Here is a 16,782-nt window from a genome sequence, read left to right on the forward strand (position 1 = left end):
ATGCTGGAGTTGTTGTTTCTGCTTTTGCCTGTAGCCGCAGCCTATGGCTGGTATATGGGCCGCAGAAGTGCGCAACAAAATAAGCAGGACGAGGCAAACCGGCTTTCCCGCGACTATGTGGCGGGGGTTAACTTCCTTCTGAGCAACCAACAGGATAAAGCGGTAGACCTGTTCCTCGACATGTTAAAAGAGGACACCGGTACCGTTGAGGCGCATCTCACCCTCGGAAACCTGTTCCGCTCGCGTGGCGAGGTCGATCGCGCCATTCGCATCCACCAGACATTGATGGAAAGCGCCTCTCTCACCTACGATCAACGTCTGCTGGCAGTCCAACAGCTGGGCCGTGATTACATGGCCGCCGGCCTTTACGATCGCGCTGAAGACATGTTCAGCCAGCTGGTGGATGAAACCGATTTTCGCATCAGCGCTTTACAGCAACTCCTGCAAATTTATCAGGCAACCAGCGACTGGCAAAAAGCCATCGATACCGCAGAACGTCTGGTGAAGCTCGGGAAAGACAACCAGCGCGTTGAAATCGCCCATTTCTACTGTGAGCTGGCCTTACAGCAGATGGGTAGCGATGATATGGACAAAGCCATGTCGCTGCTGAAAAAGGGCGCGTCTGCCGATCGTAACAGCGCACGTATCTCCATTATGATGGGGCGCGTGTTCATGGCGAAAGGCGAGTTTGGTAAAGCCGTCGAATGCCTCTTGCGGGTGATCGATCAGGATAAAGAGCTGGTCAGTGAAACTCTGGAAATGCTGCAAACCTGTTATCAGCAGCTTGGGCGTCCGGATGAGTGGGTGAGCTTCTTACGTCGCTGCGTCGAAGAGAACACCGGTGCGACGGCGGAGCTGATGCTGGCGGATGTCGTGGAGCAGCACGAAGGCAACGATACCGCCCAGGTCTATATCACCCGTCAGCTGCAGCGTCACCCGACCATGCGCGTCTTCCACAAGCTGATGGACTACCATCTGAACGATGCGGAAGAAGGGCGCGCGAAAGAGAGCCTGATGGTGCTGCGTGACATGGTTGGCGAACAGGTGCGCAGCAAGCCGCGCTATCGCTGCTCAAAATGCGGATTTACCGCCTACACGCTCTACTGGCATTGTCCTTCCTGCCGCGCATGGTCAACCATTAAGCCGATACGCGGTCTGGACGGGCAGTAATTTTTTAAAACACTGCATATTAGTTACAACATACTATTTACGTTTTATGACCTGTTAAACTCCGTGCGGTCTGCCGTCATGCAGGACGGTAAATCGATTCTGTCAATTTCTGGCGCCGACAGGTAGAATGCTCGCCGTTTATCTATCCCGCGCCGCTGCGGCGCCCATAGACGAAAAGGGCTGGTCATGACGTTTGTTGCATCCTCTTCTTCCCGCGTAGTTACCGAATCTCCTGTTGTTGTTGCACTCGACTATAACAATCGTGACAGCGCACTCGCGTTTGTCGATCGCATCGACCCACGCGACTGCCGTCTGAAAGTCGGCAAAGAGATGTTCACCCTGTTTGGACCGCAAATCGTGCGCGACCTGCAACAGCGTGGCTTCGAGGTATTTCTCGACCTGAAATTCCATGACATCCCAAACACCACTGCCCACGCGGTAGCAGCTGCGGCTGAACTGGGCGTCTGGATGGTGAACGTTCATGCATCAGGCGGGGCGCGAATGATGACCGCCGCTCGCGAAGCGCTGGTGCCGTTTGGCAAAGACGCACCGCTGCTGATTGCCGTTACCGTACTCACCAGTATGGAAGCGAGCGATTTACGGGATCTTGGCGTGACGTTGTCACCGGCTGAGCACGCTGAACGCCTGGCGCGCCTGACGCAAAATTGCGGGCTGGATGGCGTGGTCTGTTCCGCTCAGGAGGCCGTGCGTTTCAAAGCTGAACTGGGGCAGGCATTCAAACTGGTTACTCCGGGCATTCGTCCTCAGGGCAGTGATGCGGGCGATCAGCGTCGTATCATGACGCCAGAGCAAGCGCTGGCGGCAGGCGTTGACTACATGGTGATTGGTCGTCCGGTCACGCAGTCTGCCGATCCGGCGCTAACCTTAAAAGCAATCAATGCATCTCTGGGTAAGGGGGCGTAATGAGCGATTCTAACAGCCGTCTGGTCTATTCGACGGACAGTGGCCGTATCGATGAGCCAAAAGTGGCCGTGCAGCGTCCGAAGGGCGATGGCATTGTGCGTATCCAGCGTCAGACCAGTGGTCGTAAGGGCAAAGGCGTCTGCCTGATTACCGGCATTGACGAGGATGACGCAGCGCTGGCAAAACTGGCCGCAGAGCTGAAAAAGCGATGCGGATGCGGTGGGGCGGTCAAAGACGGCGTAATCGAAATTCAGGGCGACAACCGCGAGTTAATTAAGACACTGCTCGAAGCCAAAGGGATGAAAGTCAAACTGGCAGGCGGCTAAAATAATAAGCCACGGTATTTACCGTGGCTTTTTTCTTGGTGCGTAAGTCAGAAAATTGCGTTCTGAATTAATCAAATCAAACAGTGGCTATTTAATATATCTTATTTACCGACCTGATGGCCGATAACACCACCTACGGCGGCACCACCTAATGTACCCAGCGTGCTACCATCGGTTAAGACTGCACCACCGAGAGCACCGGCACCTGCCCCGATCGCGGTGTTACGGTCACGTTTAGACCAGTTAGAACATGCGCTCAAAGACATTGCGAGGGTTACTGCCAAAACAGCTGCGGCTAATTTTTTGCTGGTTAAATTCATCATACTTTCTCCTGAATTATTGATTCACGGAAATAAGCTATCTGTAAGTATAGTCAAAAGAATACTTCAGCGTCATATTCCGTGAAACCTGGTCGCGCAGGTGTTACACAATCACGCAGGTGATAGTCACTTCCTGTTATATCGCTAATAGTAATTTTAAGTTTTTGGTATCGAAACGACAGGTAAATAATCTTAAAGGGATGTTCAGAATTATCTCAGATGCCAGAATAGGCTATGCGCCCGCAAAGACGGGCGCAGGAGAGCGTCAGACAGAGTGTTTGACGATATCGACGGTCAGGCCGTCGCGCTGCAGTTGCTCGCGGTGCGCATCGCTCAGCCGTTCATCGGTGATGACGCGGCTAAAGCGGGAGATCGGCCCCATCATGTAGGGATGCACCGCGCCAAATTTCGAGCTGTCTGTAAGCACAATGGCTTCACAGCCTTTTTCCAGAACCGCGTTTACCACATCGGAACGCATCATATCGCGGCCGGTAAAGCCGGTTTCCGGCTGCCAACCGTCAATCCCGATAAAGGCCTTGCTGAAGTGAACCTGCTGAACATACTGACGCGTCAGCGGCCCGACCATGCTTTCGCTTTTTTTCTGGTAGATACCGCCCAGCAGAATCACCTCGCATCGCGTCTCTTTCAGCAGATGGGCGATATAGCTGCTCACGGTAATGATCGTGATGTCTTTCTGCTCCGCGAGCGTGCGGGCCAGCAGGGCGTTGCTACTGCCGTTCTCGATAAACACGGTTTCACCGTTGTTGACCAGGGAGGCAGCAAACTCCGCCAGTTCACGTTTTAGCGCGAAATTGGTCATCATGCGCGTTTCAACGTCTTCACTGTCCAGCGGTACGGCGTAACCGTGAGCACGGCGCAGATAACTCTGTTTTTCAAGCAGATTCAGATCCTGACGAATAGTGACCTCTGAAACGCCGGTCGTTTTGGCCAGCTCGACGACACTTACGCGTCCTTTGTCGATCACCATCTGCAGAATGATTTGTTGTCGGGAATTCATAGCATCCATATAAACGCGGCGAGCGCCGCGGGTTGAAAGTACGACAAAACGAAAAAGGGGTAAACGTTACACTTCCCAGGGGGATTTAGACGGGTCGGGATCGGGCGAATGGCCCGTACCGTTCTGCGCCAGTAATTCAGATTTTAGGATCTCAAGATTACGGATCGCGGAGTGGTAATCGCCAGCGACCAGAATATCCAGCACCGTATCAATACGTTGTGCCACTTTCTGCGCGTCAACTTCAGACATCATCTCACCCTCAGAACGAAAAGTTAATAATTTCAATGATGCAGAAATTGCTTCCAAAAGAGAAGGGAAAAAATGCACTAACCAAATTACATAAATGAAAGTGATAAATTTATCCCTCCGCATACAGACGAGTTGGGTGGTGGATTAGTCTAAAACTGCGCGCAAGGCGCTTTTTTATATGAGGAATTAGACTATGACAGTCATCAACCAAGCAACCTGCAAACTGTTCACCGATCCTGAACGTTTTACCCAACTCGCAGGCTATTACGAGGAGGAGCGGCGCACCGTGTGGATGCTGCTACGCGCCCAGCCGCGTCCTTGCTTTAATCACGCATTAATTGAGGAGATCATGAATATGTCCTGGCTGGTGCGGCAATCCGGTTTTGCCGTCGACTTCTGGGTTACCGGCTCACTGGTTCCGGATATGTACAATACGGGAGGGGATTTACGCTTCTTTGTGGAGTGCATTCAAAACGGACGCCGCGAAGCGTTACGCGCTTACGCGCGCGCCTGCGTCGATTGCGTTCACGCGGCGTCGCGCGGGTTTAATACAGGCGCCATCACGCTGGCGATGGTGGAGGGCAGCGCCCTCGGCGGGGGCTTTGAGGCCGCGCTGGCACACCATTTTGTGCTGGCGCAGCGCGATGCGCGTCTGGGCTTTCCGGAAATTGCTTTTAACCTGTTCCCCGGCATGGGCGGATATTCGCTGGTCGCCCGCCGCGCAGGCATGAAGCTGGCCGAGGAGCTGATCTACCGAGGCGAGTCGCACACGGCGGAGTGGCACGAGCAGTTTGGTCTGGTGGATGTGCTGTTTGAGCCGGGACAGGGATACGTATCGACACGCACGTTCATCGACACCTTACAGCCGAAGCTGAACGGCGTTCGGGCAATGCTTCGCGCCCGTCAGCGTGTACTGCGGCTGCCGCGCAGTGAATTAATGGATATCACTGAGGATTGGGTGGATGCGGCGTTCTGCCTGGAGTCGAAAGACATTGCTTATATGGAACGTCTGGTGATGCTGCAAAACCGTCATAATGCGGCGGGCATGCGCAAAGCCAGTTAACGCATTTTCTTCGCCTGATAACGCTTGAGCCAGCGCTCGAATGCGGCAGCGGGCATCGGCTTAGCAAACAGAAAACCCTGCCGTTCGTTGACGCCGTTCTTGGTCAGAAAGGCGTCTTCTTTCGCGCTCTCCACACCTTCCGCGATGACCTGTAAATTCAACGCCTGAGCCACGGCCACAATGGCGCGCACCAGCGACTGTGAAATCGACTGCTTATGGATATCGCGCACAAACACCTGGTCGAGCTTAATGGCGTCAATCGGGAAGCGGGCCAGCTGGGACAAGGAGGAATACCCGGTGCCGAAGTCATCGAGGTGAATTTGTGCCCCCAACTGACTGAATTGTTGGATCACCGACAGCGCCAGCTCCTCGTTTTCAATCAGGCAGCTTTCCGTCAGTTCCACATCAATCGGGCAGTATTCGAAATGAAGATCTTTCAGCGCCTGCTTGAGATCGCTGAAGATCGTCTGGTCCGCGAGTTGTCGCGCAGAGACGTTTACCGCCACCCGCAGGTTGATACCTTTATCACGCCATTTCGCGACCTGACGCACCACGTCGAGCATGACCCAGCGCCCGAGGGGGACAATCAGCCCCGACTCTTCGGCGTAGGAGATAAACTCCAGCGGCGGAATCAGCCCGCGCTCTGGCGACTGCCAGCGCACCAGTGCTTCGAGGCTACGCACTTCGCCGCGCCAGGTTATTTTCGGCTGGTAGTGAATCAGGAGCTGATCGTTATCCAGCGCTTTGCGCAGGTTCGTATCCAGCCACAGGTATTCGAATACCCGTTGGTTCATTTCAGGCGAGAAGACGCAGAACTTGCCGCGTCCGCTCTCTTTGGCCGTGTACATCGCCGTATCGGCGTTGCGAATAATGCTCTCGCGATCGGTGCCGTGCTGCGGTGCCAGTGAGATCCCCAGCGAACAGCCGGTGTAGATTTCGATAAGACCGATGCGGAAGGGCTGGCGCAGACGCGTCAGGATGCGCGAAGCCATCGCCTCAAGGGTGCTTTGTGAGGTGTTGGTCGCCAGCACGATAAACTCATCGCCGCCGAGACGCGCCAGCACCTGACCCTCTTCCAGGCAGCTTAAAATCGCCAGGGCGACCGCCTGCAGTAGCTGATCGCCAAACATATGCCCGTAGGCATCGTTCACTTTTTTAAAGTTATCGAGATCAAGATACACCACGCCGACTTGAGCCTCGCCGCGCGTATCGATCGCGTCGCTGATGAGTTCATGAATGGCGTTGCGGTTGGGGAGGCCGGTAATGGTGTCGGTATTGGCCAGCACGCGCAGACGCTCCTGCGCGCGGCGTTCTTCAGTGATATCCGTGCCGGAACAGATAAGAAAAATTTCATTTTTCCCGCTGCCGCTGTGGACGAATTTGTTTCTGAACAGAAACAATCGTTGGCCTTTTCGGGTCTTGATCCAGCGCTCGACTTCGTAAGAACTGCCGTTACGGAAAAAACCGGAAATATTTCGTTTAGATGCTGCCGCTTCGCTGCGGCTCATGAACAGCTTAAAGACGTTTTGCCCGATTACTTCCTGCTCTTTCATGCCGGTATATTCTTCGCTCAGACGATTAAAGCGCTGAATATTGCCCTGCTGATCGAGGATCACAATTACCGAGTTAGCTTCAGAAACCACCTGCTCGGCAAAGGATAACCCCTGTACCAGGTCGCGCGCGACGGAAGGGGTGTCGTTCCAGGCAGAGGCTGTACCTGCCCACTCTTTTTTGTTGATTTTGCGCCCCACCAGATGGACGGGAACATCGGTGCCGTACAGGGAAAGGGTCAGGGTGATGCTGGAGGTAATAACGGTGAGCTGACGAATCAGTTCTGCTTGATCGTCGCTTAAGGCGATGACCTGCGTCGTGTCCGAGTTTTCACTGGCGGCGAGATGGAGAGCATTACTGTCCGCTGTAAGACGCCACCAGGGGCTGTGTGTGCCCATGTAACGAAACAGCAAATTATGCTCCAGATCGTCAATCATGTTTTCTCCCGGACCTGCTCAATGGCGCAAAATTATGCATTTGCATTCGACTTTTCCGTAATGACACAGCGGCATAACCGAGCTGAACTTATTGTTTTTCCCTACATTCTTATATTAAAACGAGAAGTGATAAAAAGGATACATGTGGATAAAAATTCCCGTAACCAAAGATGACGGTCTTCTTTTACTGTAGATAATTGTGATTGTTTTTGTGGGCTTCGAGAGGAATATATTAAGAAAAAGTGATGAATACACGATTTAGCAAGGGAAGAAAAATGTCGGCGTTCCCAAAAAGAAACCGCCGACATATTTAAGGCTTATCAGGCAACAGGGCGCGCGATAATACTGCGGGTTTCCATGCGCACTTCTGCAATATTGACATCAATCACATCGGTGACCTTGTAAACCGTCTCACCTTTGATCTGCACCGCGCCATTTTCCTGGCTGCAGGTCAGCTCATCGCGGACCGCATGCAGGAACGGGGCAGGGATAAAGGCAACGGCACCATTGTCCACCAGACGCACGCGCATACCGCCGCGGCTAACGTCAATGATCTCTGCCGCGAAACGGGTCTCCGTTCCGGCTTTATCATTCAGGAAGCGTGCGTACAGCCAGTCACCGACATCGCGTTCAGCCATGCGGTTCAGGCGGCGACGCTCTGCCATCTGGATGGTTGTCTCTTCCTGCGGACGGGCGATGGTTTCACCCTTGATGATCGCTTTCAGCAGACGGTGGTTCACCATGTCGCCGTATTTACGAATCGGTGAGGTCCAGGTCGCGTAAGCCTCGAGACCGAGGCCAAAGTGCGGGCCAGGTTCGGTGCTGATTTCGGCGAAGGACTGGAAGCGACGGATGCGGCTGTCGAGGAAACCAGACGGCTGTGCGTCCAGTTCGCGGCGCAGTTTGCAGAAGCCATTCAGCGTCAGCACTTCCTGCGGATCGACGTGTACGTCATGCGTTTTCAGCAGGGCAGCCAGCGCTTCGGTGTTCGCCGGATCAAAACCGGTATGAACGTTGTAAATACCAAAGCCTAATTTGTCGCGCAGCACACGGGCGGCACAAATGTTGGCGGCAATCATCGACTCTTCAACGATGCGGTTGGCGATACGACGCGGTTCAGCAACGATATCCAGCACTTCGCCTTTTTCACCCAGTACAAAGCGGTAATCCGGACGATCTTTAAACACCAGCGCATGGGTTTTACGCCATTCGCCACGGCTCAGGCAGAGGCGCTGCAGCAGGGTAATTTGCTGAGCAATCGCTTCGCTTTCCGGCTTCCAGCTGCCGGTGTTCTCCAGCCAGTCGGAGACATCGTCATACGCCAGCTTCGCTTTGGATTCGATGGTCGCGGCGAAGAATTCGATATCGTCTTCAATCGTGCCGTCTGCGGCAACGGTCATGCGACAGGCGAGTACCGGGCGGAATTCGTTCGGACGAAGAGAGCAGAGATCGTCGGAAAGTTCACGCGGCAGCATCGGGATATTGAAGCCCGGCAGATAGTTAGTGAACGCGCGAATTTTCGCTGAGTCGTCCAGCTTGCTGCCTTCAGCAATCCAGGCGGTCGGATCGGCAATCGCGACGGTCAGGTGCAGTTTGTCGTCACTGCCTTCTTCGATATACAGCGCATCATCATATCCTGGGTGCTGGCGCTGTCGATAGTGACAAAGTTCAGGGCGGTCAGATCGCGACGCGCCAGGCCTTCATCCATCATCTCGGTCGCAACGCCGTTTGGCGCCTCTTTTTCCAGATTATGACGGGCAAGCGTTACCCACCACGGCACGAAATGATCGTCGCTGTAGGTAATAAAATGAGTCAGTTCTGCGTAGAAACCGCGATCGCCTTTCAGCGGATGGCGACGCATCTGGGCAACGGCCCAGTCACCTTCTTTAAAATCGTGTTCAACGCCGCGTTCTGCGCGGCAAGGGATAGCATCTTTGAGCAGCGGATGGTCCGGCACAATAGACAGACGATCGTCTTTGCGATGCACTTTACCGACAAAACGGGTCAGGAAAGGTTCGATCAATTCTTCTGGCTCGGCGGATTCACGATCTTTTTCGGTGTGAATCACTGCCGTCACACGATCGCCGTGCATCACTTTTTTCATCTGCGGAGGCGGGATGAAATAGCTTTTCTGTGCATCGACTTCCAGGAAGCCAAAGCCCTTTTCCGTGGCTTTTACCACCCCTTCAGCGCGTGGCGTCTGGGAATGCAGTTGCTGTTTAAGCTGCGCTAGCAGCGGGTTGTCCTGAAGCATAGTGTTCTATTTTCGTGGCCATTGAGCGGCTGACAGTTTTACGCGAATCTCACTGCTACAGCAAGCGCATTTAGGGATTGTGCAGGGTTATTGGCCCTTGCTTAAGGCGATTTTCAGGCGGTTGATCCAGCCCAAAAAAGCACTCCAGGTCAGTAAATGGATGGCGTCGGCGGCGGGAATACCCTCTTCAATAAGAGGGGAAAATTGCGCGGCGCTAAAGCGATCGGGAGAGCGGCTCAACAGTTCGGTCGCGGCAAGCACAGACGCCAGCGCGCCATAGCGCGAGTTTGCCGTGTGCATATCGCTTTGCAGGAATTCACCCACGCATTCGAGCAGCGCCGGTTCGTGGCACAGGACTGGCGTTAGCTCACGTAACAGCGGCTCTGCCTGCCAGCGGGAGAGCGATTCCAGCTGCTGAGCGGTGGCGTAGCGTAACTCTACACCCGGGAAAATCGGCTCCCACGCACTCATATCCACATCAGGAATCAGCGCATGCGGCGGAATATGGTGTCCAGGCAGCCAGCGCACAGGGTGCCCCAGCATTGCCTGAAATGACGCTACCACGCGGGCCTGAAAACCGATAAAGCCAATAATCTGGTTGATGACAATAACGTCGTAGGTCGTCAGGCCGACCTCATCGAGCTGCAGTTGCGCTTTGCCGTCGATAATATCCGGCGAACTGGCCAGCTGGCGGGCGTACTGGGTGATTTGGGCGAGGCGTTGGTTACTTTCACGCGAGGAGTCAGGGCCGGGAAGTGGGGCGAGCAGGGCGGCATAGTGGTTACACAGTCGCTGAACACCACAGGCCTGTGCCACGGTCAACGCGGTGCTCAGGCGGTCATAGGCGCTGAGCGTGTGCAGGCGATTCACCGCGATATGCAACGGGAACAGCAAATCGCACAGCGCACGCGCCGGTTTCAGCCAGCTTTCGCACGGGGTCACAATCTCTGTGGGCAAGGCTAAATCGAGCAGAAAACGATCGTCGACATGAGCGGCCTCGGGAACCAGCGGCAAAACATCATCCCGACAGTGATTTGTCTGGGTCTCGTGATACCAGTGGCCTTTGCCGGTAAAGCGGCGTTGTTCCATGTGCGTTCCTTGATCTCAAATGGCGATCAATATCCTGGCGCATGGCTTTCAGTGCGAAAAATATTGTTAGGTGATAACAAATAGCGGAACGGAATAACGACGGGGAAAAGGGCGGTTCTGGCGGGAGAAACACTCTCTTCCCGTGCGGGAAGAGAGTGAAACACTTATTTGATTTCCAGCTCGTTCATTGCCGCGATGTTGAAACCGCCGTCAACGTGAACCACTTCGCCGGAAATACCCGCAGAGAGGTCAGAGCACAGGAAGGCTGCGGAGTTACCCACGTCTTCGATGGTGACGGTACGACGAATCGGCGTAACCGCTTCGCAATGCGCCAGCATTTTACGGAAATCTTTGATACCGGATGCCGCCAGCGTACGGATTGGGCCAGCAGAGATACCGTTAACACGCACGCCTTCAGGACCCATCGCGTTCGCCATGTAGCGCACGTTAGCTTCCAGAGAGGCTTTCGCCAGGCCCATCACGTTGTAGTTAGGGATAGCGCGCTCAGCACCCAGGTAAGACAGGGTCAGCAGAGCGGAACCTGGGTTCAGCATGGTGCGGCAGGATTTAGCCATCGCCACAAAGCTGTAAGAGCTGATGTCGTGAGCGATTTTGAAGCCTTCACGGGTTACCGCATTCACGTAGTCGCCATCCAGCTGATCGCCCGGTGCAAAACCGATTGAGTGAACGAAGCCGTCGAATTTCGGCCAGACTTTTGAAAGCTCAGCAAACATGCCATCGATGCTTTCGTCTTGTGCAACGTCGCATTCCAGAATGATGCTGGAACCCAGCTGCGCGGCGAACTCTTCAACGCGGCCTTTCAGCTTGTCGTTCTGGTAGGTGAACGCAAGCTCAGCGCCTTCGCGGTGCATAGCCTGTGCAATGCCGTAGGCGATGGACAGTTTGCTGGCAACGCCAGTCACCAGAATGCGCTTACCGGAAAGAAAACCCATAGCTTAGATCCTTATATTCATTGTTATGGCGAACGCCCTCTCATCGTGGCGATCGTCGTTAAAACGCGGCGATAATAGCACGTGTCGCGTTCAGAGTTAATCCGACCACTTTATATGGCCGGTGTCATTTATCCTTGCGCCAGGCATCAGCCGTCAGCGCCTCACCGAAATGCCCGGCGATCAGGCGCTTGGTCAGGTCGTGCAGCGGGGAGGCCAGCACATCGGCGGTGCTTCCGCGCTCCACTACTTCACCCTGATGCATTACCAGCACCTGGTCGCTGATGTGTTTCATCATTCCTAAATGCTGGGTCACATAGATATACGAAATACCCTGTTTCTCCTGCAATTCAAGCATCAGGTTGATGAGCTGTGAACGCATCGACATATCGAGTGATGCCAGCGCTTCGTCGGCGATAATCACCTTCGGGCGCAGGATCAACGCGCGCGCAAGCCCGAGACGCTGTTTCTGCCCCGGTGCCAGCATGTGCGGATAATAGCTGACGTGGTCGGGCAGCAGGCCGACCATGCGCAGCGTTTCGATAATACGTTTACGCCGCTCTTCTGGCTCCAGATCGGTATTCAGGCGTAGCGGGAAATCCAGAATCTGCGAGATACGCTGACGCGGATTGAGCGACGTCGACGGGTCCTGGAAAATCATACGAATGCGCTGACTGCGGAACGAATAGTCGCCAAACGACAGAAAATGGTCGTCGATCAGCACATCACCCGCCGTCGGCTCGACCATCCCCGCCAGCATCTTCGCGAGCGTAGATTTCCCCGATCCGTTTTCGCCGATAATCGCCAGCGTCTGCTTCTCGCGCAGGGTAAAGCTGAGAGGCTTCACCGCTTCGACAGTTTGACGATGAAACAGCCCCGTGCGATAGCGAAAGGTCTTACTCAGGTTGCGAACTTCCAGCAACGTTTCGACCATTTACTCTCTCTCCATGTTCAGCGGGAAATGACAGGCGTACAGATGGTTTTTCGCGCCGGTCAGGCGGGGCGTTTCAATGCATTCGCGCTGGGCGTACGGGCAGCGTGGGCCGAGTCGGCAGCCAATGGGCAGCGACTCCAGCAGCGGGATGGCGCCCGGCAAGGTATTCAGTCGGCTTTTATGCGGCATCGCGCTGCCAAAATCCGGGATCGCGCGAATCAGCGCCTGGGTATACGGATGGTGCGGCGTCGTCACCAGATCTTCGCTGATGGCCGTTTCTACCGTCTGACCGCAGTACATCACGTCGATCTTGTCCGCCCATTTGCTCAGCATCTGCAGGTCATGGCTGATGAGCAGAATGGTGGTGTTGTTGTTCTGATTCAGACGCGACAGCAGGCGGAAAATCTGCGCCTGGGTGGTCGGCTCCATGGCGTTGGTCGGCTCATCGGCGATCAGCAGGCGCGGCTGATTGGCAAGCGCAATGGCGATCATCACCTTCTGGCACTCACCGTCCGTCAGCTCATAGGGGAAACTGCGCATCGCATCTTTATGGTCTTTAATCCCCACGCGGTGCAGCAGCTCAATTGCGCGGCGTTTACGCCAGCCGACACGCTGCCACCAGCGGCCTTTATAGGTCCAGCCAGGGATATTCTGCATCAGTTGTTTCCCGACGCGTTCCGACGGATCGAGACACGACTGCGGCTCCTGGAAGATCATCGACACGTTATGACCCACCAGCTTGCGCCGTTCGCGAGGCGACAGGCGCAGGAGATCGATATCGTCAAAACGCATACGGTCTGCGGTCACGCGCCAGTTATCTTTGGCAACGCCGCAGATCGCTTTCGCGATAAGGCTTTTACCAGAACCGGATTCGCCCACCAGCCCACGGATTTCACCCTCGGCCAGCGTAATACTGATGCGGTCGACCGCTTTGACCCAGCCTTCGCCGGTCTTAAATTCAATGGTCAGATTGCGGATATCAAGTAACGGCATTATTGCACCCCCGCATTAATTGCGCGGCGAATACCGTCGCCCAGCAGGTTGATCAGCAGCACGCTCACCATAATGGCAGCACCGGGCAGCATCACCGTCCACGGCGCGACATAGATCAGTTCGAGCGCATCGCCGAGCATTGCCCCCCATTCAGGCGAGGGCAGCTGCGCGCCGAGATCGAGAAAACCGAGCGCGGCAATATCCAGAATCGCCATCGACAGGGCGCGGGTGATTTCGGTCACCAGCCCCGAGGCGATATTCGGCATCACCGCGAACCACAAAATATTCAGCGTAGTGGCGCCATCAAGACGCGCTGCCACCACGTACTCTTTTTCCAGCTCATCATGCACCATGCTGTAAACCGAGCGCACCATGCGCGGCAGCAGCGCCAGCCAGACGGCAAACATCGCATGGGACAGATGCGGCCCGGCGAACGCCACCACGATAATCGCCAGCAGCAGAGACGGGATCGACAGCAGGGTATCGAGAATATGGTTCAGCACCGCCGAACGCAGGCCGTGCGTGGCGCCCGCAAACACCCCGAGCGCCAGGCCAAAGAAGGTCGCGGCGAACGTGACGACGAACGCGCCGCCGACGGTCGGGGCCGCGCCACTTAACAGGCGACTCAGCACATCGCGACCTAAATCGTCCGTGCCCAGGAAGAACGACACTTCGCCGTAGCGCGACCACGACGGTGGTAACAACTGATAGCCGAGGAACTGCTGATCAAGCCCGTAAGGGGCAAACCAGCCGCCAAAAATACAGAGCAGCGCCAGGCCGCCACAGCCGTACAAACCGATCATCGCTGTGGTGTCGCCGTAGAATTTGCGCCATACGGTACGGACTACGCCGGGCGTGCGCTTCTCACGGTATACGCTATCGTAAGGCATACGATTCCTTATGTTTCAGCGGGTTGGCCATAGCACCCAAAATGTCAGAAATCACGTTCACGATAATCACCAACGAACCGATCACCATCACACCGGCAGATATCGCCGCATAGTCTTGCTGACGAATGGCGTTGATCATCCAGCGGCCCAGACCCGGCCAGCTGAACACCATTTCAGTAATCATCGCCAGGGTCAGCATGGTGGAGAATTGCAGCCCCAGGCGCGGAATGACCGGCGGAAGGGCGTTATGCAGGACGTGACGACGTAAAACCGTCAGGCGAGAGAGGCCGCGAGTGGCAGCTGCTTTCACGTAGTTTTGCTCAAACACATCGATAGTGCTGGTGCGCATCAGGCGAATCACTTCCGTGGTTGGCGCGACCGCCAGCGTCAGCACCGGCAGCACCATGTGGCGCAGGGTACTGATGATCATTTCGTGACGCCAGACGGAGTCAGAAAGCCAGGCGTCGATAATCGCAAATCCGGTGACGGTTTTGACGGTATACAGCAGATCAAAGCGACCTGAGACCGGCAGCCAGCCCAGGGTCAGAGAGAAGAACAGCGTCAGCAATAGCGCCAGCCAGAACACCGGAATCGAGAAGCCGAGCAGGGCGAGGGCGCTGATCAGCTTATCCTGCCATTTATTGCGAGTGATCCCCGCCAGCATCCCCACAGGAATGCCCACCAGCAGGGCAAAACTAAAGGCCAGAATGCACAATTCCATGGTCGCCGGGAACACCTCTTTCAACTGCTCAGAGATCAGCTGGCCGTTAATGCTGGAGACACCAAAGTCCCAGTGCAATACGCCGTTAAACCAAAACATCCAGGCATCCCAGAAGGACGATCCCTGCAGCGGGGCATGGGGCGTGAAATAGCTCAGGCTGAAGCCGATAAAGGTCAGAAAAAACAGCGTCACTGCCAGCAGCAACAGACGGCGTAAGGTAAAAATAATCATGGTTTTTTCACCTCATCTTGTTTCTCACGCGACACGCCTGCGAACGAAGCGTTGCCGAATGGGCTGAGCACCAGACCTTTAATATCATAGCGATAGGCCTGCAATCGCAGAGAAGAGGCCAGCGGTAACACCGGCAGTTCGCGGGCCAGGATGTTTTGCGCTTCGTCGTAAGCCTCAATACGCGAGGCCAGTTGCTGGGACGACAACGCTTTTTGCAGCACCGTATCAAATTCACGGTTACACCAGTGAGCGTAGTTGGTCTGCGAACGAATAGCGGCACAGCTCAGCAGCGGGCGGAAGAAACTGTCGGGATCGTTACTGTCCGTCGACCAGCCAGAGAGTGTCAGATCGTGATTCATGTCCATCAGACGCGCCTCCTGGAAGCGGCCTTCGACGGGGACGATCACCACTTTCACGCCGATCTGAGCCATATCTGCCTGGATCAGTTCCGCCGTTTTTAATGGACTCGGGTTCCACGCCTGCGAACTGGTCGGGACCCAAAGTTGCAACGTGAGGTTGGTCGCGCCCAGCGCTTTAAGCTGCTCGCGCGCTTTAGCCGGATCGTATTCGGTAATTTTCGCTTCGTTGTCATAGGCCCAGGACGCACGCGGCAGAATCGACGCCGCCGTTTCAGCGGTACCGTAATAAATAGACTGCATCAGACGCTGGTTATTGATCGCCAGTGCGAGGGCGTGACGCACGGCGGGGTTATTCAGCGGCGGCTTGTCCGTATTAAAGGCCAGATAAGCGATATTCATGCCAGGGCGCAGGGTCAGACGAAGGCGCGGATCGTCGCGAAGTATCGTCAGCTGGCTGGCGGCAGGCCACGCGAGTACATCGCATTCGCCGGTCAGCAGCTTGGACAATCTGCCCGTCCCGCCGGAGCCGAGATCGACCACCACCTGCGGCATCAGCGGCGTGCCGCGCCAGAAGTGTTCGTGACGTTGTAACCGAATATATTGACCAGCCCGGTATTCTGCCATCTGGAACGGACCGGTGCCGACCGGCTGGCGGTCGAGCAGCTCCTGATGATCCACTTTTGTCAGCTTATCGGCGTACTCGGCCGACATGACCGATGCATAATGGGTAGCCAGGTGCCATAAGAAAGAGGCGTCAGGGCGCACCAGACGAAACTCCACCGTCCGGCTGTCCAGCTTGCGCACGTCTTTAACCGTATCGGCAAACTGCAGGCTGTCGAAATAGGGGAAACTGCCGCCGTTGACGTTATGCCACGGGTGATTGCGGTTAAAAATACGCTGGAAGGTAAACACCACATCATCGGCGTTCAGCTTACGGGTCGGTTTAAACCACGGCGTCGACTGAAACGCCACGTCGTCGCGCAGATGGAAACGGTAGGTTGCGCCGTTATCAAGCACTTCCCAGCTCTCGGCAAGCTCCGGCACCAGGCGGTAGGTATAAGGGTCAACATCGAGCAGGCGATCGTAAAGCTGTGCGGCGAGGGTGTCGACAATCAGGCCGCTGCCTGCTTTTTGTGGGTTCAGGGTGTCGACTTGCCCGTTCACGCAATAGACAAAACCACTGTCGCGAATATCAGGAAGCGCAGTCTGTTCGGGCGCAGCAAAGACCAGGCGGCTAAACAGACCGAGTGCAATCAGGGACGATAAAACCAGACGCATAATTTTCAGGGTTTTAAGATTCGAT

General features: G+C 55.4%; 15 protein-coding genes and 1 pseudogene. 4 read left to right on the forward strand and 12 right to left on the reverse strand.

Features of this window, described 5'->3' with window-relative positions; genetic code table 11:
- From lapB to yciH, 3 genes are all read left to right on the forward strand, one after another.
- Entirely contained in the window at positions 1–1,170 is a 1,170-nt protein-coding gene (lapB, locus tag ETG88_RS08800) for a lipopolysaccharide assembly protein LapB (protein WP_100779975.1), read from the forward strand.
- Between the two features lie 186 nt (positions 1,171–1,356).
- The gene (pyrF, locus tag ETG88_RS08805; RefSeq protein ID WP_129035206.1) at positions 1,357–2,094 is read left to right on the forward strand and encodes an orotidine-5'-phosphate decarboxylase; all 738 of its coding nucleotides are present in this window, start codon (positions 1,357–1,359) and stop codon (positions 2,092–2,094) included.
- The gene (gene yciH, locus ETG88_RS08810; RefSeq protein WP_123427728.1) at positions 2,094–2,420 is read left to right on the forward strand and encodes a stress response translation initiation inhibitor YciH; all 327 of its coding nucleotides are present in this window, start codon (positions 2,094–2,096) and stop codon (positions 2,418–2,420) included. The genes pyrF and yciH overlap by 1 nt, the downstream gene beginning before the upstream one ends.
- A gap of 101 nt (positions 2,421–2,521) precedes the next feature.
- On the opposite strand, the gene osmB is transcribed toward yciH, so the two are convergent.
- The 3 genes from osmB to ETG88_RS08825 form a co-directional block, all read right to left on the reverse strand.
- Entirely contained in the window at positions 2,522–2,740 is a 219-nt protein-coding gene (osmB, locus tag ETG88_RS08815) for an osmotically-inducible lipoprotein OsmB (protein WP_100780870.1), read from the reverse strand.
- Between the two features lie 265 nt (positions 2,741–3,005).
- Entirely contained in the window at positions 3,006–3,758 is a 753-nt protein-coding gene (gene yciT, locus ETG88_RS08820; protein ID WP_129035207.1) for a DNA-binding transcriptional regulator YciT, read from the reverse strand.
- A gap of 66 nt (positions 3,759–3,824) precedes the next feature.
- A complete protein-coding gene (locus ETG88_RS08825; protein ID WP_129035208.1) occupies positions 3,825–4,007 on the reverse strand; it encodes a YciZ family protein in 183 nt (60 codons plus the stop codon).
- A 193-nt stretch (positions 4,008–4,200) separates the two neighbouring features.
- On the opposite strand from ETG88_RS08825, the gene ETG88_RS08830 reads away from it, so the two are divergent.
- A complete protein-coding gene (locus ETG88_RS08830) occupies positions 4,201–5,070 on the forward strand; it encodes a crotonase/enoyl-CoA hydratase family protein (protein ID WP_129035209.1) in 870 nt (289 codons plus the stop codon).
- On the opposite strand, the gene pdeR is transcribed toward ETG88_RS08830, so the two are convergent.
- The 9 genes and pseudogenes from pdeR to sapA all read right to left on the reverse strand — a co-directional run bounded on the left by pdeR (position 5,067) and on the right by sapA (position 16,757).
- Positions 5,067–7,058 (reverse strand): cyclic di-GMP phosphodiesterase, encoded by a 1,992-nt coding sequence (gene pdeR, locus ETG88_RS08835; protein WP_100779981.1) that lies wholly within the window; start codon positions 7,056–7,058, stop codon positions 5,067–5,069. The two genes, ETG88_RS08830 and pdeR, sit on opposite strands and share 4 nt — an antisense overlap.
- A 320-nt stretch (positions 7,059–7,378) precedes the next feature.
- A pseudogene (locus ETG88_RS08840) lies at positions 7,379–9,312 on the reverse strand (exoribonuclease II).
- Positions 9,313–9,399: 87 nt separating this feature from the next.
- Positions 9,400–10,401, reverse strand: a complete 1,002-nt coding sequence (locus ETG88_RS08845) for a CMD domain-containing protein (protein ID WP_129035210.1) — start codon at positions 10,399–10,401, stop codon at positions 9,400–9,402.
- Positions 10,402–10,565: 164 nt separating this feature from the next.
- Complete coding sequence (gene fabI, locus ETG88_RS08850) at positions 10,566–11,354, reverse strand: enoyl-ACP reductase FabI (RefSeq protein WP_100779984.1); 789 nt, start codon at positions 11,352–11,354, stop codon at positions 10,566–10,568.
- Positions 11,355–11,478: 124 nt separating this feature from the next.
- The gene (sapF, locus tag ETG88_RS08855; RefSeq protein ID WP_100779985.1) at positions 11,479–12,285 is read right to left on the reverse strand and encodes a putrescine export ABC transporter ATP-binding protein SapF; all 807 of its coding nucleotides are present in this window, start codon (positions 12,283–12,285) and stop codon (positions 11,479–11,481) included.
- Positions 12,286–13,278 (reverse strand): peptide ABC transporter ATP-binding protein SapD, encoded by a 993-nt coding sequence (sapD, locus tag ETG88_RS08860; protein ID WP_102103838.1) that lies wholly within the window; start codon positions 13,276–13,278, stop codon positions 12,286–12,288. It lies immediately after the preceding gene.
- Positions 13,278–14,168 (reverse strand): putrescine export ABC transporter permease SapC, encoded by an 891-nt coding sequence (sapC, locus tag ETG88_RS08865; protein ID WP_100779987.1) that lies wholly within the window; start codon positions 14,166–14,168, stop codon positions 13,278–13,280. The genes sapD and sapC overlap by 1 nt, the downstream gene beginning before the upstream one ends.
- The gene (gene sapB / locus ETG88_RS08870; protein WP_129035211.1) at positions 14,155–15,120 is read right to left on the reverse strand and encodes a putrescine export ABC transporter permease SapB; all 966 of its coding nucleotides are present in this window, start codon (positions 15,118–15,120) and stop codon (positions 14,155–14,157) included. Before sapB ends, sapC begins: the two co-directional genes overlap by 14 nt.
- Complete coding sequence (gene sapA, locus ETG88_RS08875) at positions 15,117–16,757, reverse strand: ABC transporter substrate-binding protein SapA (RefSeq protein WP_100779989.1); 1,641 nt, start codon at positions 16,755–16,757, stop codon at positions 15,117–15,119. Before sapA ends, sapB begins: the two co-directional genes overlap by 4 nt.
- Positions 16,758–16,782: the final 25 nt, after the last annotated feature.

The organism is Lelliottia nimipressuralis (genome assembly GCF_004115925.1).
GTDB lineage: Bacteria > Pseudomonadota > Gammaproteobacteria > Enterobacterales > Enterobacteriaceae > Enterobacter > Enterobacter nimipressuralis.